This window comes from Aeromonas sp. 61P (assembly GCF_051919545.1).
GTDB lineage: Bacteria > Pseudomonadota > Gammaproteobacteria > Enterobacterales > Aeromonadaceae > Aeromonas > Aeromonas veronii.
Genome location: NZ_JBQBEL010000001.1, coordinates 518,607 through 540,771, shown reverse-complemented (window position 1 = coordinate 540,771; position 22,165 = coordinate 518,607). Strand labels below are relative to the sequence as shown.

Sequence of the window (22,165 nt, the reverse complement as noted above, 5' to 3'; positions counted from 1 at the left end):
AACAGGGAGCAGGCAGGCCTACTCCTCGTAACCGTTCGGATTGGCGGATTGCCAGCGCCAGCTGTCGGCGCACATGGCGTCGATGTTGCGGGTCGCCTGCCAGCCCAGTTCACGCTGCGCCTTGGCCGGATCGGCCCAGCAGGCGGCGATATCGCCCGGGCGACGCGGCTCGATGCGAAATGGCAACGGCTTGCCACAGGCAGCAGAGAAAGCGGCGACCAGCTGCAACACGCTCTGGCCCTGGCCGGTGCCCAGGTTGTAGGTGTGCACGCCACCCTTGCCGGCGCAGTGGTGCAGCGCCTTGACGTGCCCTTCGGCGAGATCCATTACATGGATGTAGTCGCGCACGCCGGTGCCGTCCGGGGTGGGGTAATCGTTTCCAAAGACAGACAAGCAGTCGCGACGGCCAATGGCCACCTGGGTTAAAAATGGCATGAGATTGTTGGGGATCCCTTGCGGGTCTTCCCCCATGGTGCCCGATTCGTGGGCGCCGACCGGATTGAAGTAGCGCAGCAGGGTCATGCTCCAGTGGGGCTCGGCCAGTTGCAGATCTTCGAGGATCTCCTCGATGATCAGCTTGGATCGTCCGTAGGGGTTGGTGGCGCTACGAGGGAAATCCTCGCGGATCGGCAGGCTGGCGGGATCGCCATAGACGGTGGCCGAGGAGCTGAACACCAGATTGTGCACATTGGCCCGCTTCATCGCCTGCAGCAGGGTGAGGGTGCCGCCGAGGTTGTTCTCGTAGTAATCCAGTGGAATGCGGGTCGACTCGCCGACCGCCTTGAGGGCGGCAAAGTGGATCACTGCATCGATATGCTGCTCGGCGAAGATCCGGTCCAGCAGGGCCGCATCGCGAATATCCCCTTGATAGAACAGGGGTTGCTGGCCGCTGATGGCAGCGACTCGGGCCAGCACGCTGCGTTTGCTGTTGCCGAGTTGTCGACCACCACGGGATTCATGCCTGCCGCTTGCAGGGCCAGACAGGTGTGGCTGCCGATATATCCGCAACCGCCGGTGACCAGAACGTTCATCTTGCTCTCCACTGAAAAGTGTCTGGAAGGAGTCTAGCCGAGGGTGTGGCGACCAAACTGTGAGCTTGCTTGCAAAACAGTGTAAACGATTACACTGTTTTTATGGTCATCCTGACGGCAGATATACGTTTCACCCCTGTTTTCAATGGGTTTGCTGGGTATAATGGCGCTCTATTGCACAGTGAAAGAAGTGAAAACAGCATGAGCACCATCAAGGATGTCGCCCGTTTGGCCAATGTGTCGGTGGCAACGGTTTCACGGGTGATGAACAACTCCCCCAAGGCCAGCGCCGCGTCTCGCGAAGTGGTGCAGAAGGCCATGGCTGAACTGGGCTACACCCCCAACGCCAACGCGCGGGCACTGGTCAGTCAGACTTGCGACACCATGGGGGTGGTGGTCGGTGACGTGGCCGATCCCTTCTTCGGTGCGCTGGTGAAGGGGGTCTCCGGCATCGCCGTCGAGCAGAACCTCCACCTGCTGATGGGTAACGGTTTTCACAAGGCGCGTCAGGAGCGTGAAGCGATCGAGCTGCTGATCGGCAAGCGCTGTGAGGCGCTGGTGGTGCATAGCAAGGCGCTGAGCGACGAGGAACTTTACGATTACGCCATGCGGGTGCCCGGCATGGTGCTGATCAACCGCGATATTCCGGCCCTCAAGGGGCGCTGCATCGCCCTCAACAACCGGCTGGGGGCCGCTACGGCGACTCGCCACCTGATCGAACTGGGCCACCGCCATATCGCCTTTATCAGCTCGGATCACGCCATCGAGGATGCCACCTTGCGTCTGCAGGGGTATCAGGATGGGCTGATGGAGGCTGGTCTGGCAGCCGATCCCGAGCTTATCGAGAGTGGCACCCCGAACGAGGAGGGGGGGGAGCGCGCCATGCTCAACCTGCTGGCCAAGGGGCTCAAGGTGACCGCCGTGGTGGCTTATAACGATGCCATGGCGGCTGGCGCCATCTCAGTGCTGGCGGACAACGGCCTGCGAGTGCCGGAGGAGGTATCGGTGGTGGGCTTCGATGACATCATCTATGCCAGATATTTGCGCCCCAAGCTCTCCACCATGCGCTATCCCATCGAGCTGATGGCGGCCCAGGCGGCCAAGCTGGCCATTCAGCTGGCGGCGGGGGAGAGTGACGCGACCCAGAGCCGGATCTATACCCCCACCCTGATCAATCGCCACTCGGTGGCACCGGTTCGGGCCGGATAGCCCCCTTTTGTGGCCCTGTTTGGGGCCGTTTCTTGCACAGTTATTGTTTTACCTATTTTTAATCATTTTTACTCCGCTTTACTTAACAAAATCAGTGTAATCGTTTACATCTGTGTGAGCGAGATCGCCGTTCCCTGCGTCATACTTCTCTAGACTGAATAGGTTTTCCAATCAGCAGGGAGAGAGTGAATGCTCAGGGAGATAGTGGCGCGTCAGGATTGGCAGACTCAGGCCATTACGTCGGTAAACCGGCTGGCTGCCCATACCCCCATGTTCAGCTGGCGCAGCGAAGCGGATGCCAGGGGTGATCTGGCCTCTTCCTCCCGTCTCTTGCTCGATGGCGAGTGGCGTTTCTCCTTCTTTGCCGCTCCCGAGCGGGTGCCCGAGAGTTGGCTGGCGCAGGATCTGGTGGATGTTTGCCCCATTACCGTGCCGGGTAACTGGCAGCTGGATGCCGCCTATCCGGCTGCGCGGCCGCTCACCGATGGCCCCATCTACACCAATATCAAATACCCCTTTCCCTGCGATCCGCCCCGGGTGCCGGCAGACAATCCTACTGGCTGCTACTCCCGCGAGTTCGAACTGCCCGCCGACTGGCTGGTAAGCGGCCAGAGCCGGATCATCTTCGACGGGGTGAGCAGTGCCTTCTACCTCTTCTGCAACGGCCGCTGGGTCGGCTACTCCCAGGACAGCCGCCTGCCCGCCGAATTCGATCTGACTCCTTATCTGCACACCGGTCACAATCGGCTGGCGGTGCTGGTGCTGCGCTGGTCCGACGGCTCCTATCTGGAAGATCAGGATATGTGGTGGCTGGCGGGGATCTTCCGCTCCGTCAGCCTGCTGCACAAACCGTCCCGTCATCTGATGGATATCCGGGTCACCCCCGAGCTGGATACCTGCTATCGGGATGGCCGTCTCAAGATTGCCCTGCAGGTCGCCAATGGGGCTGGCCTCTCGGTAGAGGCCAATCTCTATGACGGCGGCGAGCGCGTCGCGACCCTGCGCCAGCCGATCGGCACCCAAGCCATTGATGAAAAAGGGGCGTATGACGATCGCGCAGAGTTCTCGCTCGACGTGGCTGCGCCGCGCAAGTGGAGCGCCGAGACGCCCCATCTCTATCGTCTGACCCTGACCCTGCTGGACGAGCAGGGCCAGGCTATCGAGAGTGAGGCATGTGATGTGGGCTTTCGGGTGGTGGAGATCCGTGGCGGCCTGCTGCGGGTCAATGGTCAGCCGCTGCTTGTTCGCGGTGCCAACCGCCATGAACACCACCCCGCCAGGGGTTATGCCATCGATCGTGCCACCATGGAGCGGGATCTGCTGCTGATAAAGCGCCACAACTTCAATGCGGTGCGCTGCTCCCACTATCCCAACCACCCCGACTTCTATCGCCTTTGCGATCGGCTCGGTCTCTATGTGGTGGACGAGGCGAATCTGGAGACCCACGGCATGACCCCGATGGGGCGGCTGGCGCGGGATCCCGCCTGGAGCAATGCCTTTCTGGAGCGGGCGACCCGCATGGTGGCGCGGGATTTCAACCACCCCTCGATCATCATCTGGTCGCTCGGCAACGAGTCGGGTTACGGCCCGGCCCACGATGCCATGTATGGCTGGATCAAGCGCAGCGACCCGAGCCGTCCGGTGCAGTACGAGGGGGGCGGGGCCGATACCCCGGCCACCGACATCATCTGCCCCATGTATGCCAGAACCCATCAGGATCAACCCTTCCCGGCGGTGCCCAAGTGGGCGCTGGCCAAGTGGATTGGCCTGCCCGGCGAGCACCGACCGCTGATCCTCTGCGAATATGCCCACGCCATGGGCAACAGTCTGGGGGGCTACGCCCACTATTGGCAGGCGTTTCGCGATCATCCACGTCTGCAAGGCGGGTTTGTCTGGGATTGGGTCGATCAGGGGCTCGACAAATACACCGCAGATGGCCGCCACTACTGGGGCTATGGCGGCGACTTCGGTGATGTGCAAAACGATCGCCAGTTCTGCTGCAACGGTCTGCTGTTCCCGGATCGCACCCCCCATCCCACCCTGTTCGAGGCAAAACGTGCCCAGCAGCCGTTCCGCTTCACCCTGCTTGAGCACACACCGCTGCGGGTGCGGCTCGAGAGCGAATACCTGTTCCGCTCCACCGATAACGAGCGGCTTTGCTGGCAGCTGTGCGAGAACGGTCATGTGCAGCAGCAGGGGGAGTTCTCCCTTGAGCTGGCGCCACAGGGAGTGGTCGAGTTGACCCTGAGCGAGACACTGCCTCCCTTTGCGGCAGGCTCACTGGCCTGGCTCGATCTGGCCATCGTTCAGCCCCAGGCTACCCTATGGTCGCAGGCGGATCACAAGGTCGCCCGTCAGCAGTTCACCCTGCCGACCCCCCTTGCTCTGCCTGCTCCCGTCGCTGCCGCCACCCTGAGCGAGCAGCCGGATGGCTGGTTGGTCACCACCGCAAACAGTCAGTGGCGGCTCGACAAGCAGAGCGGCCGCATCACCAGTTGGCAAAGATCGGGGCAGGAGCAGCTGCTGGCGCCGATCATGGATCACTTCTACCGGGCGCCGCTCGACAACGACATCGGCACCAGCGAAGCGGATCACGCCGACCCCAACTCCTGGATTGCCCGTTGGCAGGTGTGTGGTCTCGGCCAGTGGCAGCACCGCTGTCTGGGGATTGCGGTCGCCGGAGGGGATATCCGGGTCAGCCATGGTTACTTCCACCACGATGAGCCGCTGCTGGTGAGTCACTGGCATCACCGCTTTACCGACGATGGCGCCATGAGCCTGGAGATAGAAACTGAGCTGGCACAGGTGCTGCCGTCGCTGCCGCGGATCGGTCTGCTGCTTCATCTGGCCGAGGTACCGGCGCGAGTCGAATGGCTTGGGCGTGGGCCGCACGAGAACTATCCGGATCGTCTGCTGGGCGCCGATCTTGGTCGCTGGAGCCTGCCGCTGGAGGCCATGCACACCCCTTACATTTTCCCGAGTGACAACGGTTTGCGCTGCGATACCCGTCAGCTGCAGCTGGGCAGCACAACGGTGAACGGCAGCTTCCATTTCAGTGCCAGCCGCTTCAGTCAGCAACAGCTGGCCGCTGCTCGTCACCAGAGCGATCTGGTGGCCGAAGCAGGGCTGTGGGTCTGCCTCGATGGCGCCCACATGGGGGTGGGTGGCGATGACTCCTGGAGCCAGAGCGTGCGTCCCGAGTATCAACTGCTCGAGCGTCGTTACCGTTGGAGCTGCACTCTCCGTTAAGCCAGCTATTGAGACGACTGTCGAGCCAGTGCGCCATTTTGACAACAGACCAGTAACGACTAGCCTCAATGCTGTGGGAAAGATTGAGTCTCAAATCTGATTTTTATTTATATGTATTTGAAAAATAAATATAAAGTTTCAATGTAACAGAGTGTAAACGTTTTCATTTTGTCGTCATGATCACAGAAGAAATGACAACAAACTGATTACATTGATTGGCGCTTGCTCAATTGCTCGCCACCCTACAACACAGATAGACACATCGGAGCACACATAATGAAAAAACTGACCACAGTTGCCGCCCTGCTGATGGGCATGATGGCTGGAGCTAATGCCCAGGCTGACACTCGTATCGGGGTAACCGTCTACAAGTACGACGACAACTTCATGGCGGTCGTGCGCAAGGCCATCGAGAAGGAGGCGGCAGCCACTCCGGGGGTGGAGCTGCTGATGAACGACTCCCAGAACGACCAGTCCAAGCAGAACGACCAGATCGACGTGCTGCTGGCCAAAGGGGTGAAGGCGCTGGCCATCAACCTGGTTGACCCGGCTGCGGCCCCGGTGGTGATTGAGAAAGCCCGTGGCGAAGATATCCCGGTGGTCTTCTACAACAAGGAGCCGAGCGCTACCGATCTGGCCAGCTACGACAAGGCCTACTACGTGGGTACCGACTCCAAGGAGTCAGGGATCATCCAGGGTCAGCTGATTGCCAAACACTGGAAAGCCCATCCGGAGTGGGATCTGAACAAGGATGGCGTGATCCAGTTCGTGCTGTTGAAAGGGGAGCCGGGCCACCCGGATGCCGAAGCGCGTACCTCCTACGTGGTCAAGACCCTGAACGATGGCGGCGTCAAGACCGAGCAACTGCACATGGATACCGGTATGTGGGATACCGCCATGGCGAAAGACAAGATGGACGCCTGGATCTCCGGCCCCAACGCCAACAAGATCGAAGTGGTCATCGCCAACAACGACGGCATGGCAATGGGCGCGGTCGAATCACTGAAAGCCCAGGGCAAGACTGCCATTCCGGTATTCGGCGTCGATGCGCTGCCGGAAGCGTTGGCCATGGTCAAGAGCGGTGCCATGGCGGGTACCGTGCTGAACGATGCGGCCAACCAGGCCAAAGCCACCTTCGAGCTGACCAAGAATCTGGCTGAAGGCAAACCGGCCGGTGAAGGCACCAAGTGGAATATCGTCGACAAGGTAGTACGTGTTGCCTACGTCGGTGTGGATAAAGACAACCTGTCCCAATTCGAGTAATTCCCTCCTCCAGGGCAAGGGAGATCCCCTTGCCCTTTTTTCAACCAGATGTGATGGCTGATATGACAACACAGCAACAATCAGAATGGCTGTTGGAGATGATTGACGTCAGTAAGAGCTTTCCCGGCGTCAAGGCACTCGATAATGTCAATTTACGGGTCCGTCCTCATTCTGTGCATGCGTTGATGGGCGAAAACGGAGCGGGAAAATCCACACTGCTCAAGTGCCTGTTCGGCATTTACGAGAAGGATCAGGGCAAGATCTTCTTCAAGGGGCAGGAGATCAACTTCACCTCCTCCAAAGAGGCGCTGGAAAATGGCGTCTCCATGGTGCATCAGGAGCTCAACCTGGTGCTGCAGCGTACCGTGATGGACAATATGTGGCTCGGCCGCTACCCCACCAAGGGGTGGTTTATCGACCACGGCAAGATGTATGACGACACCAAGCGCATCTTCGATGAGCTGGATATCGACATCGACCCCAAGGTGAAGGTCGCGACCCTGTCGGTCTCCCAGATGCAGATGATCGAGATCGCCAAGGCGTTCTCCTACGATGCCAAGATCGTCATCATGGACGAACCCACCTCCTCCCTGACCGAGAAAGAGGTGAACCACCTCTTCAAGATCATCAACAAGTTGAAGGAGAAGGGGTGCGGCATCGTCTACATCTCTCACAAGATGGAGGAGATCTTCCAGCTCTGTGACGAGATCACCATATTGCGGGATGGCCAGTGGGTGGCAACCCAGCCGCTCAAGGGCATGACCATGGATCAGATCATCGGGATGATGGTCGGCCGTGAACTGACCCAGCGCTTCCCGGAAAAGACCAACCAGCCGAAAGAGGTGATCCTCGAGATCGAACACCTGACGGCGAAGAACCAGCCCTCCATTCAGGATGTGACTTTCAACCTGCACAAGGGGGAGATCCTCGGCATCGCCGGACTGGTGGGGGCCAAGCGCACCGACATCGTCGAGACCCTGTTCGGTATTCGTGATCGCAGTCAGGGCAGCATCAAGCTGCACGGCAAAGAGGTAGCCAACCACAACGCCCACGAAGCGATCCGCAACGGCTTTGCGCTGGTGACGGAAGAGCGCCGCTCCACCGGTATCTACTCCCGGCTCGATATCGCCTTCAACTCCCTGATCGCCAACATGGACAGCTACAAGGGCTCCATGGGGCTGCTCAGCGACAACAAGATGAAGAGCGATACCCAGTGGGTGATCGACTCCATGCGGGTCAAGACGCCGACCCAGCAGACCCAGATCGGTTCCCTCTCCGGGGGCAACCAGCAGAAGGTGATCATCGGCCGCTGGCTGCTGACCCAGCCGGAGATCCTGATGCTCGACGAGCCCACCCGCGGCATCGACGTCGGGGCGAAGTTCGAGATCTACCAGCTCATCCTGGAGCTGGCGAAGAAGGACAAGGGGATCATCATCATCTCGTCAGAGATGCCGGAATTGCTGGGGATCACCGACCGCATCATGGTGATGAGCAATGGCCGGGTCGCCGGGATCGTCAATACCAAAGAAACTGACCAGAGCGAGATACTGCGCCTGGCATCTCTGTACCTCTAGAGACAGGAAGACATTTATGGAGTCGGCTAAAAATTTCAATCTGATGCAGGCGCTCAAGGAAAACGCCATCTATCTGGTGCTGCTGGTGCTGCTCATGGTCATCGTGATCCAGGAGCCCTCTTTCCTGAGCCTCACCAACTTCAGCAACATCCTGACCCAGTCCTCGGTGCGGGTCATCATCGCGCTGGGGGTGGCGGGCATCATCATCACCCAGGGGACGGATCTCTCGGCCGGTCGTCAGGTCGGTCTGGCGGCACTCATCGCGGCAACCATGTTGCAGGCGCTGACCAACGTCAACAAGGTGTTCCCGACGTTGGGGGAGGTGCCCATTCCTGCGGTGATCCTGCTGGTGTGTGTGGTGGGGGCGCTGATTGGTCTGGTCAACGGTCTCATTGTGGCCTACCTGAACGTTACCCCGTTCATTACCACCTTGGGCACCATGATCATCGTCTACGGTATCAACTCCCTCTACTTTGACTCGGTAGGGGCCTCGCCGGTGGCCGGGTTTGATCCCCGCTTCTCCAGCTTCGCGCAGGGCTTTATCCGGATAGGAGGATTCAAGCTCTCCTATCTCACCTTCTACGCGGCCATCGCCAGCGTCTTTGTCTGGGTGCTGTGGAACAAGACCCGCTTTGGCAAAAACATCTTCGCCATCGGCGGTAACCCCGAGGCGGCCAAGGTCTCCGGCGTCAACGTGGCGGTCAATCTGGTGATGATCTATGCGCTGGCGGGGGTCTTCTACGCCTTCGGTGGCATGCTGGAAGCGGGCCGGATCGGTAGCGCCACCAACAACCTCGGCTTCATGTACGAGCTGGATGCCATCGCGGCGTGCGTGGTGGGCGGGGTGTCGTTTGCTGGCGGGGTGGGAACGGTCGCGGGTGTGATTACCGGCGTACTTATCTTCACCCTGATCAACTATGGCTTGACCTATATCGGCGTCAGCCCTTACTGGCAGTTCATCATCAAGGGCGGCATCATCATTCTGGCGGTGGCCTTGGACTCCATGAAGTACGCCAAGAAGAAATAACGATTGGCAGAGAGGGTTGGCGTTGTCAGCCCTCTCTTCTGGAGGGAACCCATGCCATTCAAGGTCAAGATTTACCTCTTGCTGCTACTGGCCATTCTGGTCACCATCGGCACCGCCGGGCTCAGTGTCAACCACTTCATCAGTGGCTACATTCGCACTCAGGCCACCCACAACATCAACGAGCAGATCACTCTGGTCAAAGAGAAGCTGGCCAGCGACATCAATCAGAAAATCCTGTTGGCCGCCAACCTCAACTTCGGGGTGACCAACGTCAAGAAGACCCTGCAAGAGACCGGCTTTCACAACATCGTCAAGGTGATCGGCGACATGGCATTCGACGTGAGCGGGGTCATCAACGACAACGCCAAGGTCGATGCCCTGCGCAAGTTGATCCCCGCCGCCAACAACCAGATCACCGTCAGCCCGCTGCAACAGGTGGATGGCAAGCCGGTCATCACCATTCTGGTGCCGCGCGGCGCCGATTCCGCCTATCTCTACTACCTCGATATGAGCGAGTTCAAAAGCCTGCTGGAGAAGATGAGTGGCGATGGCCGCTACTTCTCGCTGGCCGACAGTCAGGGTAACAGCCTCTATGACCGCAAGCCGCAAGGGGAGAGCGAAGCGCGCCCCAACCAGCTGGATATTCGCGGCAGCAGCTGGACGCTGACCGGCTACATCGATCTTGACTACATCCGGGCCATGACCCGGGCCCTCAACGGCCAGATCATCATGGCACTGTGCGGCGTGGCGATCGTAGTGATGGTGCTGGCGATGCTGGCGCTCAACGTGGCCTATCGCCCCATCCTCTCGCTGCGGGATCTGGTGCTGGAGCTCTCCCGCGGCAGCGGCGATCTCACCCGCCGACTGGCGGTAACCAGCAAGGATGATCTGGGCCAGATCTCGGCCGGCATCAACCGCTTTATCGAGCGGTTGCAGGAGATGATGGGGGAGGTGCGGCAGGCGAGCGGCCAGCTCAACAGCGGCATCGAGGGGTTGGCCAGCCAGACCGGCGCCGCCCAGTCCCTGCTGGCGGATCATGTACGCGAGACCGAGCAGGTGGTGACAGCCATCAACGAGATGAGCCGCACCGCGGTCTCCGTCTCCGAGAGTGCGGCCAGCACCGCCCAGCTCACCGGCCAGAGCCAGCAGCTGGCGAGCCAGTCCCGTCAGGTGGTGGATCAGGCGATGGCCAGCGTGATGGCGTTGGTGGACGAAGTGGAAGCCACTGCCCGCTCCATCGAGGCGATGCAGCAGGATGTGCAGCAGATTGGCTCTGTGCTGGGGGTGATCGGCAGCATTGCCGAACAGACCAACCTGCTGGCCCTCAACGCCGCCATCGAGGCGGCCCGCGCTGGTGAACAGGGGCGCGGTTTTGCGGTGGTGGCGGACGAGGTGCGTTCCCTCGCGGCCCGTACCCAGCAGAGCACAGCCGAGATCCAGACCATGCTGGCCAGTCTGCAGCGGGGCACCCGAACTGTGGTGGATGCCATGGGCAACACCAAGCAGAGCTGTCAGGGGGCGGCCGAGAACACCACCAGGGTCAACGAGTCGCTGGATCTGATGGCAGGGGAAGTGGTGGAGATCAACGATCTCATCAGCCATATCGCCACGGCGGCGGAACAGCAGAGCGCGGTGGCCGAAGAGATCAATCGCAACATGAGCGCCATCGCTGAAGTGATCCGCCAGCTGACCCACAATGGCGAAGCGACGGTCGCGAGCTCTGCGGCGATGCAGCAGACCTACGACCAGCTGCGGGAGATCGTGGGTCACTTCCGGCTGGAGTGAGGCCGGTGTTCAGTCAATAACAAAACAGGGCCATCCGGCCCTGTTGTTGTTTTCCTGTCTGCCTGAATCAACCCGCCTTGCGGCGCAGATAGACCCCGGCTTCCATGTGATGGGTCCAGGGAAACTGGTCGAACAGGGCGAAACGGGCGATTTCGTGGGTTTCGCCCAGCACGGCCATGTTGGCCTGCAGTGTCTCGGGGTTGCAGGAGATGTAGAGGATGTTGTCGTACTCCTGCACCAGCTTGACGGTGGCATCGTCCAGACCGGCGCGGGGCGGGTCGACGAAGATGGTGTTGCACTGGTAGCTCTTGAGATCGACCCCCTTGAGGCGGTTGAACTCCCGCTCGCCACGCATCGCCATGGTGAACTCCTCGGCCGACATGCGCAGGATGATCAGGTTATCGACGCCGTTGGCGGCGATATTGAACTGGGCGGAGTCGACGCTCGGCTTGGCGATTTCGGTGGCCAGCACCTTGCGGAAGTTCTGCGCCAGCGCGATGGAGAAGTTGCCGTTGCCGCAATAGAGCTCCAGCAGGTCCCCTTCGCTCCCCTTGGTCACATCCAGCGCCCAGGCCAGCATCTGCTCGTTGATGGCGGCGTTGGGCTGGGTGAAGCTGTTCTCCACCTGCTTGTAGATGAGCTGGCGACCCGCCACGTTGAGCTGTTCGATGACGAAGTCATCCCCCAGACAGATCTTCTGCTTGTGGGCGCGGCCAATCAGTTGCAGCTCGAACCCCTTGGCGCGCAGGTCGGCCTGCAGCGCTTCGGCGGCCTGTTGCCATTCGGCCTCCAGCTTGCGGTGATAGAGCAGGCTGACAATGATCTGGCCGGACTGGGTGGAGAGGTAGTCAATCTGGAACAGCTTGCGGCGCAGCACCGGGTGTGGGCGCAGCCCCTCCAGCAGCAGCGGCATCAACTGGTTGATGAGGCGGCTGGCGGTAGGGAAGTGGTCTATCTTGATGATCTCTTTGGTCGCCGGGGCATACATGCAGTGGAAGAGGTCATCCCCTTCGTGCCAGATGCGAAATTCGGCGCGCATCCGGTAGTACTCCGCCGGTGAGCTGTGCACTTCCAGCGCCGGGAGGGTGAAGCCGGCAAACAGCTCGGTGAGGCGAGCGCGCTTTTCGTCGAGTTGGGCCTGATAGTCGGCCGCGGTTCTAGGCGCCGGAGCGTTCGCGGAAGGCTGTTGGGATTGGGTCATAAATACCTCACATGCACACCGGCCGGGCCGGGTCGAAATCGGGGGAAGGCAACAGGCCACCCAAAGGGGCCCGATTTTAAAAGCCAGCCGCAGATTGTCCAGCATTTTGTGGTCAAGAAGTGTTCAGTCAGGCCGATAGCTGATCTACAGGCATGGTGGGAGGACACATTATGCAGATCGAAGGCGTGGGCGCAGCCCAACCCAAGGGAGTGGGTGTTTCTCCCAAATCGCCCCAACAGGCGGAGCAGAAACAGGTCAAGAGCGAGGAGGAGGTCTCCTTGCACAAGCCGCCCAAGTGGGCGCAGGTGCTGATCCAGCAGGCATTGCAGTTCTCGCTGGAGATCAACGGCCAGGGCTATCAGGCTCCGAAGGTGATAGAGCCCGAGGAGATCACGCCGGAGACCCTGTTCGACTTCCAGTCGGTGGCTGACAACGTGCTACAGTTTGTGACCGGGCGGCTTGGCGCCGCACGGGCTGATGGCAAATCCGACGACGACCTGACCGGGATGATGGAGCAGGCCCGCAAGGGGGTCGACAAGGGCTTTGACGAGGCGAAGAAGCAGCTCGGCAAGTGGGCGACTGACAACGACGATATCAAAACCGGTATCGATCAGAGCTACAAGCTGATCCAGAAAGGGCTCGAGGAGTTCGAGAAGGAGTTCTTCGGCAAGGTCTCTCCGACCGACATGGGACAGGCCGAGATGGCCAGTCGCCAGCAGGGGTATCTGGAGATCCAGACCAAGGATGGCGACAAGGTGGTGCTACGCTTCAACGACAGCTGGCAGACCAAGTCCCAGAGCAGCGAGAGCGGCAGCCAGTTCAGCCTCAAGTCGAGCCAGAGCTTCAGCTTCTCGCTGGAGGGGGATCTCAGCAGCGACGAGATGGAGTCCATCGGCAAGTTGGTCAAAGGGATCGACGAGCTGGCGGGGAACTTCTTCTCCGGCAACTTCGAGGATCTGCTGGACAAGGCGGGCGAGCTGAAACTGGATGACAGCCAGTTGGCCTCCTACTCCCTCAAGCTCAAGCAGAGCGTCAAGCTGAGCCAGACCTATCAGGGGGCGCACTCTCTGCAGGATCTGATCAAGCCGTTTGCCGACTACCTGCCCAAGCTGGATCAGGTGCAGAAACAGGCTGATACCCTGCTGCCAGCATCCCAGCAACAGGCGCTGACCCCGGCCGTGCTGGCCGCGAGAGGGGAAGGGGAACCTGCACAGGTCGATCGCTTCACCAGCTTCAACCAGCGGATGCTGGAGGCGCTGCGGATGATCAACCAGTTCCAGCCCTCCACCGAGCCCGCCAGTAAGAACGCCTGAGCCACAGCGCGTAACGCAAGTAATGAGCTGCCGTTTGCCAGCCCTTCCCGGGGCTGGCAAACTGGCCTTTTCTCCAATCCGGTTGCCCCATGAACCCCAAGAAGCCAAGAGACAAGCGCGAGCTCTGCTACCCCTTTATCTTCGAAACCTCGCTCAAATGTGATTTTGAAATCGCCACCGACGAGCTCTGCTGTCAGGTCGGGGCAGTGCTGTCACACCTTGCGCCGGATGCGGATACCGATACCGAGCCCATGCTGGCGGATCTCGCGGCGTTGCAGCGACTTATCTACAACCTCAACGGCTCGGTGCGCGGCAAGCTGGGGATCTTCGATGCAGACCTTGAGTGGCTCAAGGCACGTTACGACCACTACAACGAGGCGAGTCGCGGCAGCGTCACAGGTTTCGTGCTGCCACAGGGGCCACAGCCCATTCCCACCCTCCATCTGTGCCGCTGTGGCAGCAAGAAGGTGGTGCGGCTGCTGGTCAGGCTGGAAGAGAGCGGGGTGACCTTCGATCCCATTCTCTATCGCTTCGCCAACCTGCTGGCCAATTTCTTCTTCGTGCTCACCGTCTACCTCAAGCAGCGCTGGCAGGTGCCGGAAGTGCCCTACGTCAGCATCAACTACTGATGGCGGCAGGCAAAGAGCCAAGCGCCATGGTGGATTGAATGGAATAAAAAACCGGAGCCTTGGGCTCCGGTTTTGCTTTTCAGCGCGTAAGTTGCCCACTCAGCTGGAGATCAGCACTCTCGCCGAGTTGGCCGGGATGGTGAGCTGTACCTCGCCCTGCACCACTTCAAACTTCTCGCCGTTGAAGGCGTCGGTGAAGCGGCTGGCGGGGCTCGCGGTCTGCCACAGGGGCAGGCTGATGGTGCGTGGCTCGCTCGGGTGGCGGTTGCAAGCCACTACCACCTGATCGCTTTGCAGGGTACGGGCGAACACATAGCTGTGGGGCCCGGCGTAGAGGGTCTGGATATCGCCACGGCGCAGGGAGGGGCGCTGGCGGCGGATCTGGATCAGCCGACGATAGTGGTCGTGCAGCACATGATCCCAGTCTGTGGTATCCCACGGGAAGCAGCGGCGGCAGTCCGGGTCGTTGCCGCCGGAGAGCCCCACTTCATCGCCGTAGTAGATGGACGGCACACCGATATAGGTGAGCAGCAGGGTGGCGGCCAGCTGCATCCGCTGCTTGTCTTCACCCAGCAGGTGGAGGAAGCGGGCGGTATCGTGGCTGTCCAGCAGGTTGAACTGGGCCAGCTGGTTCTTGAACGGGATATGGGCCCGCGCCAGCTTGAGCCAGCGATCCAGCTCTTCGGCGCTGATCTTGATGGGGTGGTAGGCGATGTCCTTGCCAGCCAGGAAGGCGCGGATCGGGTGGGCGAAGCCGTAGTAGTTCATGGCGCCATCCTCCTGATCCCCTTGCAGCCACTGGCTCGCCTCGAAGAAGTGTTCGCCGAGCACATAGGCGTCCGGGTTCTCCTGCTTCACCGCGCCGCGAATGGCGCGCACGTGACTGCGATTGCCCTCGGCGGTGCCGCGCTCGCCCAGCATGTGGATGACGTCAAAGCGCCAGCCATCGATCTGGTAGGGGGCGCGCATCCAGTAACGGAGGATGGCGTCGTCGGCCCGATAGACGGCGTCTTGTACCTTCTCGCAGGAGAAGTCCAGCTTGGGCAGGCTGCGAATGCCCTTCCAGCTGACGTAATCCCCTTCTTTATCAAAGGTGTAGAAGCTGCGCCACGGGGAGTCCGGGTTGCTCTGGGCGCCCAGTGGCGGGCAGAACCAGGGATGCTCGGTAGAGGTGTGGTTGACCACCGCATCGAGGATGATCTTCATGCCGCGCTGGTGCAGGTTGCGGGTCAGCTCGGCGAACTGCTCGTTGCTGCCGAGGTGGGCATCCACCTTGAAGTAGTCCTGGGTGTCGTACTTGTGGTTGCTCGGCGAATCGAAGATGGGGTTGAGGTAGAGCGCCGTCACCCCGAGAGATTGCAGGTAGTGGAGCTTGGCATCGATGCCTGCCAGATCGCCGCCGTAAAATTCGCAGGCGCCGTGGCCCTCTTCGTGGCGACTGACCGGCTCGCCCCACGCCTTGCTGATCACCGCCTTGCCACGGTATTCGTACTCGTGATGCTTGACGCTCAGCGACGGATCGCCGTTGCAGAAGCGGTCGGGGAAGATCTGGTAGAACACCTGATCCTGCACCCAGGCCGGTGGCTGGTGCAGGCTGTTGAAGCGAAAATGTTGCTCCCGTGGCGGCATGGACGCGCTGACGCCCGCCCCGTGCAGCCACCACTGCTCCTCGTCGGTGAGGCACTTGAAGCTGTAGAGGTGGATATCCTGTCCCTTGATGAGCGGCAGTGTCGCCTGCCACACCTGCAGCCGATCGCGGGTGGAGACTGCCGTCATCGGGATCAGGTACTCCTCGTTATCCGGCTCGTGGCGCAGCCACACCTCGCGGATCGGCGCATCCAACTCGCTAAAGAGGGTCAATTGCAGTGCGTCGGCGCTCTCTTTGAACCAGGGCGCCACCTGGGGATGAAACAGAAAGGGATGGGTCATGATGCTTATTGAGTCAGAAGATCGGCGAGGGCATTACCCTGTTCATGCAGTGTTTCGAGCTGGCCTGCCAGCGACTTGGGATCCAGTCCCAGCTGATCGGCGAGCGGTTTGGGGAAGCGGGCGATGATGGCCTGGGCAGGCACGCCCGCGTTCCAGGCGAAGGAGATAAACACGGCGAGGCGGATTAGCACCGCCTCCTTGCTGACCGGATCGTGGGAGAGCGGGTCAAGCTGTTGGGAGATAGCATCGACGAAGGCCTCGGAGAGGTTCCAGCGCCGCGCCAGTTCGGCACCAAGCTGGGCATAGTCGTAGCCCAGCATCTCCCGCTGGGCCTCGACCCGGCTGCTGCCGTTCTGGATCGCCATGTTGATGAGCTCGGCCTCTTCCGGCAAGGTGCTCTGGATAAGCAGTTCGCCGATGTTGTGGATCAGGGCGCAGGTGAAGGCGGTCTCGGGATCCATCACCTTGGCCTCCTGGGCCAGGGTTTTGGCGATGGTGGCGACCTGGAAGGTCTCGGTCCAGAACTTGTTCTTGTCGAAGCTGGGCGGGGCCTTGAAGGTGCCGATGATGCCGGAGGCGACCACCACGGAGCGCAGCCGGTTGAAGCCAAGCCGGATCACCGCCTGTTCGATGGAGGTCACTTCGTTGCCCCGGCGCAGGGCGGCCGAGTTGGCCATCCGTAGCACCTTGACGCTGATCACCTGATCCATGGCGATCTTGGCCGCAATCTCGTCGATGCGGGCATTCTCGTCGTTGAAGCTCTGCATCAACTCGTGCAGCAGCTTGGGAATAGTGGGGAGTTGTTTGATCTTGTCAAACAGGCGATCCATCGACATGGCTGAGGCAGCCTCCGTTGCGAACTCTGCCTCATATTGTGCCACAGCCGGACAACATGTTCCTGTTTGTGATGCGGCTTTGTGAGCGCTAGAACACCCAGTCGCGCAAGGTGTATTCCAAACGGTGCTGTTTGCCCTGCAGGATCAGGTTCTGACTGGTGCCGCTCAGGGTCGCACCCTCGGTAAGGGTGGTCAGTACGGCCTGTTCGATTGTGTCGAGCGGTGGCATGCAGGCCATTTCGGTGCTGCCCAGACTGGTGACCCACAGCTTGTCATCTTCCAGATGGCCCTGACCGAAGTAGCGGTTGCAACCGGCGATGCCGTTGACGGTGAAGTGTTCGCCGATCTCGAAATCGGGAGGATTGTCGCGCAAGGTGGCGACCGGTTCGCCATCCAGTTTGCTCAGTACCCAGTGGTGATGTTGCAGATCTTGTTGAACAAAGGCGGTCGAGCTGCAGCCAGCGAGCAGTAACAGGGGGATCAGCAACAAAAAGGGCAATCTGGGCATGAGGGGGCTCCGGTTGGGGGAGCGTCAAGAATACCCTTTTTAGGCAGTCGGGAGCAGGGCGGGAGAGGGGACGACCGACCGCTTCTGTCGCCCCTTGTCCCGCACGACTGTCGCTTAATGGCAACACCCTGGTGATGTTGCCATCGATTTACGCTATCTCAGGGATCAGTTGGCGAACAGCCGCTCGGCATAACGGGCGAGACCCGCGGCCACCGAGCCAAAGTCATCGCCACCCTCAAGCGGGATGGACGGGAGCTTCTGGCGGATAAAGCTGGCGATCAGCGGCGAGCGGGCGCTACCGCCGGTGACGAAGATGCGGTCCGGCTGCACACCGGCGGCGGCAATCGCTTCGTCCATCAGCTCGCCAATCTTCTCCAGCAGCAGGGCGGAGGCGTTGGCCAGCTGTTCGCGGGTCAGTTCCGCTTCCAGCCCTTTTTCCAGCTCGGCCAGCGACTGGCGATTGAGTTCCTGCTCCGAGAGGGCGATCTTGCCCTGCTCGGCACGCCACACCAGCTGGTGGCTCAGCTTGTGTGCCCGCAGGTTGGCCAGACGCCCCAGCTTGCTGCCGGGCTGGCTGTCGAGCTGCAGATCCTGCAGCTGGCGGGCGGTGTCGAGGCTGTAGAAGCGGCTCTGGGCGCTGACGTCATTGATGGCGGCCGCATCCCAGAACAGCGGGTGGGGCAGCGGCTTGCCGGTCTTGAGGGTCTCGTGCATGCCGAGCAGCGGCATCATCCCCTCCACCGTCAGGCGGATGTCGAAGTCGTTGCCGCCGATCCGCTGGCCGCTGTGGCCGAGCAGATCGCCGCTGCGATCCAGCTGATCGCGGTAGCTGGGACCCATCCGCAGCATGGAGCAGTCGGTGGTACCGCCGCCGATATCCACCACCAGTACCACGGCGTCTTCGGTGAGGCGCGCCTCGAATTCAAACCCGGCGGCCACCGGCTCGTAGAGGAACTCCACCTGCTCGAAACCGGCCAGACGGGCCGCCTCGGTCAGGATGGCGATAGCTTGCTGGTTGCTCTCTTCCCCCGCCAGGCCCTGGAAGTTGACCGGTCGGCCGATCACCGCCTGACGGATCGGGGCGCCGAGCTGCTGCTCCGCCTGCTGGCGGACATGGAGCATCATGGCGCAGACGATGTCTTCAAACAGGGCGATCTGGGGGGCCTTGAGGCCATAGGCGCCGAGGAAGGATTTCGGCGATTTGATGTAGTAGCCATCGTCTGGCTCTTCCAGATAGCGCTCCAGCGCGGCACCGCCGAAGCTCAGCTCGTCGATCAGTCCCTCTTCGCGCATCTGGCGACGAACCGTCTGGGCGCGGGTGACCACGGGGCCACGCAGCTTGAGGTACTCCGCCTGCTGGGCGGGGGCCAGCCCTTCGGCCAACAGACCGGCGATGGCATCCCGGTGGGGCGCATGCAGGGTGGAGGGGAGATAGCGGGATGCGCCAAGATTCAGCAGCCTGGGGCTACCTTGTTCCATCACGGCCACGGCACAGTTGGAGGTGCCGTAATCAAATCCGATAAACATGGGCGCCAGACTCCTGAATAAAAAAAGGGGGCTAGCCTACCCGAAGGCGCCGGGTCTCACAACCCGGCGCGTGACGAAGAGAGGGCGAGCCCTTATTCCACTTCGTTGTCGCAGCGGCCCTGGCTCTCGATGGCGCGGATATTGCCGAGGGTGGTATCGGCGATGGCGTGCAGTGCCTCCCGAGTCAGGAACGCCTGATGGCCGGTGAACAGCACGTTGTGGCAGGCGGACAGACGGCGGAACACGTCATCGGTGATCACCTCGTTGGACTTGTCGGAGAAGAAGAGATCCTCTTCCTCTTCGTAGACGTCCAGCCCCAGCGCGCCGATACGGGAGGTCTTGAGCGCTTCGATGGCGGCGTTGGAGTCGAGCAGGCCGCCACGGCTGGTGTTGATGATCATCACCCCGTCCTTCATCTTGGCGAACGCCTCCTTGTTCAACAGGTGGTAGTTCTCTTTGAACAGCGGGCAGTGCAGGCTGATGATGTCGGATTGGCGGAACAGGGTATCGAGATCCACGTACTCGGCTCCCAGCTCGATGGCTGCCGGATTCTGGTAAGGGTCGTTCACCAGCAGGCGAACCCCGAAGCCCTTGAGGATACGTAGGGCGGCCAGACCGATCTTGCCGGTGCCGATGACGCCAACGGTCTTGCCATGCATGTTGAAGCCGACCAGCCCTTCCAGCGAGAAGTTGGCGTCGCGGGTGCGTTGATAAGCCTTATGGATGCGGCGGTTGAGGCACATCATCATGCCGACGGCGTGTTCTGCGGTCGCCTCGGGGGAGTAGGCGGGCACCCGCACCACTTTCAGCCCCAGCTCTTTGGCGGCGGCCAGATCCACGTTGTTGTAACCGGCGCAGCGCAGGGCAATCACCTGGGTGCCGTTGGCAGCCAGTTCGGTCAATACCTCGCGGTCGGCATCGTCATTGACGAACAGACACACCACCGGGAAGCCGTGAGCCAGTCGGGCCGTTTTGGCCTCCAGCCGCACATCGAAAAACTCCAGGTCGAAGCCGTACTGGCTGTTGGCCTGGTTGAAATGCTCTTTGTCATAGCTCTTGGTACTGAATACGGCGACTTTCATGGTATGTGCTCCGCAGCGTGTGTGTCGTCAAATTACAACAAAATGGGTCAGCTATCACCGGACAAACCGGCTGGTTATTGTCCCCATGGCATAATGGGAACGGCGCTGACTGCACTCTTGTACGAACCATCCACCAGTTTGGTGCTGTAGGTCAGGTAAACCAGTGCATTGCGTTTCTTGTCGTAAAAACGCACCACTTTCTGCTCCTTGAACACCAGTGAAGTGCTGACATCGAACACCTCTTCTCCCGCCTTCAGCTTTTCGGGCAGGGTGATGGGGCCGATCTGGTGGCACGACAGGGAGGCGTGGGAGGGATCTTCCGCCAGTCCCAGCCCGCCTTTTACACCACCGGTCTTTGGGCGAGCCAGATAGCAGGCGACGCCGTCGATGCGCGGGTCGTCGAACGCCTCCACCAGGATCTTGTGGTTGGGGCCAAACAGCTTGAAGGCTGTGCTCACTTCACCGACCGGGTCGGCCTTGTCGGCCAGTGCCGGGCCGGCAAACAGGGCCCCCAGCAGCAGCAGCAGGGGCAGGGCGCGGCGCAGGGCATTATGTCGCGTGTGGTTATGTGTCATGGTCTCTCCTGTTGGCCTGGCCCCCCTTCAATAGGGAATGCCCAGGCGACGATAGAGGCTGGCAAGCACCCAGGCGGGGCCTATCAGCAGAAATTGCAGGTCGGCGAGGAAGGAGGGGCGCTTGCCCTCGATCTTGTGGCCGACAAACTGGGCTATCCAGAGAATCACGAACGTTGCCACGGCCGGCCACAACAGCGGCCCCTGCCATTGGTGGCAGATCCACAGTCCCAGCGTGGTCAGCCCGGCCATCCCCGCGAACAGCGAAAATGACAACTGTAGGTAGAATGCCAGCACCGGAATGACCGCTACTGCCGCCCAGTTGAGGGGCTCTGGCAAGGGCCCGTGTGGCAGACACCAGAGCAGCGCCAGCGAGCAGAGATAGATGCCCGGCACTGCCAGCTTGTGGATGGCGACGTTGACCGGATGGCGATGGCTCTGGCCATACTCCGCAAACCACTCCTGGATTCCCTTCATGGCACCTCCCTGGCGCACTGTGTTCTCGCTGCCTGACCTTCGTGGTCAGGCGCTCGGGATGATTATCCCTGCGGTGGATACTCCCAATATTGGGCCGGAATGGATTTTAGCAACGGGGTCATATCCGGATTGGGCAGGGCGATGGTGACCCGCTGATCGAGGTTGGCGCTGGCGAGCGCTTCGCGGATCTTGGGGTTGTCATTGAAGAACTTCATAAAGCTGCCATCGGCATAGGCCCGCTCCAGCCCGGTCTGAATCGCCTTGGCCAGCTTGGGGTATTCGGGGCTGACGAAGAAGAACTGGGCGAAGGGGTAGCGGATCAGCAGATGCTGCTCGATAGCGAGGTTGGGATACTGCGCCACCAGCTCGCTGCGCTCGGCGAAGATCTCCACCAGGGCGCGCGGGAAGAAGTCGATCTTGTCGCCGTCGTTGATAAGGCGAAACAGGCTGCTGTATCGGCCGGAGAAGGTCGGGATGCCCGCATTTTCCAGAATTTTGTTATCGGCCCAACCGACCCCTTGCGCCGCCTTCAGCTGTTTGAGGTCGGCCAGGGTATTGATCTGGTTGAACTTCTCTTGTGCATCTGCGTGGATGAAGGACAGTCGCAATCCTTCCAGCCCGCGAAACAGCGGAATGGGGACGGCAATCAGGGAGGATTCGAGTGCGCTGGAGGTGCCCATCCAGAAGACGTTGATGGTCTTGCCCTTGCTCAGCTGCTGCTGGAGGGTGAACTGGTTGAGGTCGAGTTCGACAGGCTGGATGCGAAAGGGTTGCCCGGAGCGGGTCAGGGCCAGTTCCAGCAGCTTGTACTGGTACTCCTGGTCAAGATTGTTGACGGGACGGCTGGGGACCTTGACCGTCAGAACCTGTGCTTGTGCCAGCAGTGGCAGGCACAAACACAGCTTGATGAGCCATTTCACTCTCTGTTCTCCTGTAGATTCCGGAAGGTGTCC

General features: G+C 60.8%; 17 protein-coding genes and 1 pseudogene. 8 read left to right on the top strand and 10 right to left on the bottom strand.

The window, feature by feature from the left end; translation table 11 throughout:
* Positions 1 to 18 precede the first annotated feature (18 nt).
* A pseudogene (gene galE / locus ACTG2O_RS02660) lies at positions 19 to 1,031 on the bottom strand (UDP-glucose 4-epimerase GalE).
* A 201-nt stretch (positions 1,032 to 1,232) separates the two neighbouring features.
* On the opposite strand from galE, the gene ACTG2O_RS02655 reads away from it, so the two are divergent.
* The 6 genes from ACTG2O_RS02655 (at position 1,233) to ACTG2O_RS02630 (ending at position 11,138) form a co-directional block, all read left to right on the top strand.
* Positions 1,233 to 2,240 (top strand): substrate-binding domain-containing protein, encoded by a 1,008-nt coding sequence (locus ACTG2O_RS02655; protein ID WP_041915397.1) that lies wholly within the window; start codon positions 1,233 to 1,235, stop codon positions 2,238 to 2,240.
* 189 nt (positions 2,241 to 2,429) lie between these two features.
* Entirely contained in the window at positions 2,430 to 5,489 is a 3,060-nt protein-coding gene (locus tag ACTG2O_RS02650; protein ID WP_421269027.1) for a beta-galactosidase, read from the top strand.
* Between the two features lie 276 nt (positions 5,490 to 5,765).
* On the top strand, positions 5,766 to 6,752 hold the full coding sequence (gene mglB / locus ACTG2O_RS02645; RefSeq protein ID WP_005340747.1) for a galactose/glucose ABC transporter substrate-binding protein MglB: 987 nt from the start codon (positions 5,766 to 5,768) through the stop codon (positions 6,750 to 6,752).
* A 53-nt stretch (positions 6,753 to 6,805) separates the two neighbouring features.
* On the top strand, positions 6,806 to 8,326 hold the full coding sequence (gene mglA, locus ACTG2O_RS02640; RefSeq protein ID WP_041234376.1) for a galactose/methyl galactoside ABC transporter ATP-binding protein MglA: 1,521 nt from the start codon (positions 6,806 to 6,808) through the stop codon (positions 8,324 to 8,326).
* A 16-nt stretch (positions 8,327 to 8,342) separates the two neighbouring features.
* On the top strand, positions 8,343 to 9,353 hold the full coding sequence (mglC, locus tag ACTG2O_RS02635; RefSeq protein WP_005342585.1) for a galactose/methyl galactoside ABC transporter permease MglC: 1,011 nt from the start codon (positions 8,343 to 8,345) through the stop codon (positions 9,351 to 9,353).
* Positions 9,354 to 9,404: 51 nt separating this feature from the next.
* On the top strand, positions 9,405 to 11,138 hold the full coding sequence (locus tag ACTG2O_RS02630; RefSeq protein WP_439975304.1) for a methyl-accepting chemotaxis protein: 1,734 nt from the start codon (positions 9,405 to 9,407) through the stop codon (positions 11,136 to 11,138).
* A gap of 67 nt (positions 11,139 to 11,205) precedes the next feature.
* Here ACTG2O_RS02630 and trmA read toward each other — a convergent pair whose 3' ends face one another.
* Positions 11,206 to 12,339: a tRNA (uridine(54)-C5)-methyltransferase TrmA gene (trmA, locus tag ACTG2O_RS02625; protein WP_005356965.1), complete on the bottom strand. Its 1,134-nt coding sequence runs from the start codon at positions 12,337 to 12,339 to the stop codon at positions 11,206 to 11,208.
* Between the two features lie 170 nt (positions 12,340 to 12,509).
* Here trmA and ACTG2O_RS02620 point away from each other — a divergent pair, with 170 nt between their 5' ends.
* Entirely contained in the window at positions 12,510 to 13,652 is a 1,143-nt protein-coding gene (locus ACTG2O_RS02620; protein WP_439975303.1) for a DUF5610 domain-containing protein, read from the top strand.
* Positions 13,653 to 13,741: 89 nt separating this feature from the next.
* The gene (locus ACTG2O_RS02615) at positions 13,742 to 14,281 is read left to right on the top strand and encodes an ATP--cob(I)alamin adenosyltransferase (protein WP_439975302.1); all 540 of its coding nucleotides are present in this window, start codon (positions 13,742 to 13,744) and stop codon (positions 14,279 to 14,281) included.
* 99 nt (positions 14,282 to 14,380) lie between these two features.
* Here the strand turns inward: ACTG2O_RS02615 and malZ are convergent, their stop codons facing one another.
* The 8 genes from malZ to ACTG2O_RS02575 all read right to left on the bottom strand — a co-directional run bounded on the left by malZ (position 14,381) and on the right by ACTG2O_RS02575 (position 22,132).
* On the bottom strand, positions 14,381 to 16,210 hold the full coding sequence (gene malZ, locus ACTG2O_RS02610; RefSeq protein WP_005355500.1) for a maltodextrin glucosidase: 1,830 nt from the start codon (positions 16,208 to 16,210) through the stop codon (positions 14,381 to 14,383).
* Between the two features lie 5 nt (positions 16,211 to 16,215).
* On the bottom strand, positions 16,216 to 17,046 hold the full coding sequence (locus ACTG2O_RS02605) for an HDOD domain-containing protein (protein WP_005355498.1): 831 nt from the start codon (positions 17,044 to 17,046) through the stop codon (positions 16,216 to 16,218).
* Between the two features lie 88 nt (positions 17,047 to 17,134).
* A complete protein-coding gene (locus tag ACTG2O_RS02600; protein ID WP_252413178.1) occupies positions 17,135 to 17,554 on the bottom strand; it encodes an META domain-containing protein in 420 nt (139 codons plus the stop codon).
* A 165-nt stretch (positions 17,555 to 17,719) separates the two neighbouring features.
* Entirely contained in the window at positions 17,720 to 19,081 is a 1,362-nt protein-coding gene (gene yegD / locus ACTG2O_RS02595; RefSeq protein WP_103250831.1) for a molecular chaperone, read from the bottom strand.
* A gap of 92 nt (positions 19,082 to 19,173) precedes the next feature.
* Complete coding sequence (locus ACTG2O_RS02590; RefSeq protein WP_005340720.1) at positions 19,174 to 20,163, bottom strand: 2-hydroxyacid dehydrogenase; 990 nt, start codon at positions 20,161 to 20,163, stop codon at positions 19,174 to 19,176.
* A gap of 74 nt (positions 20,164 to 20,237) precedes the next feature.
* Positions 20,238 to 20,738, bottom strand: a complete 501-nt coding sequence (locus ACTG2O_RS02585; protein ID WP_439975301.1) for a CreA family protein — start codon at positions 20,736 to 20,738, stop codon at positions 20,238 to 20,240.
* Positions 20,739 to 20,765: 27 nt separating this feature from the next.
* On the bottom strand, positions 20,766 to 21,212 hold the full coding sequence (locus ACTG2O_RS02580; RefSeq protein WP_439975300.1) for an Mpo1 family 2-hydroxy fatty acid dioxygenase: 447 nt from the start codon (positions 21,210 to 21,212) through the stop codon (positions 20,766 to 20,768).
* A gap of 62 nt (positions 21,213 to 21,274) precedes the next feature.
* Entirely contained in the window at positions 21,275 to 22,132 is an 858-nt protein-coding gene (locus ACTG2O_RS02575) for a hypothetical protein (protein WP_042081792.1), read from the bottom strand.
* Between the last annotated feature and the right edge of the window lie 33 nt (positions 22,133 to 22,165).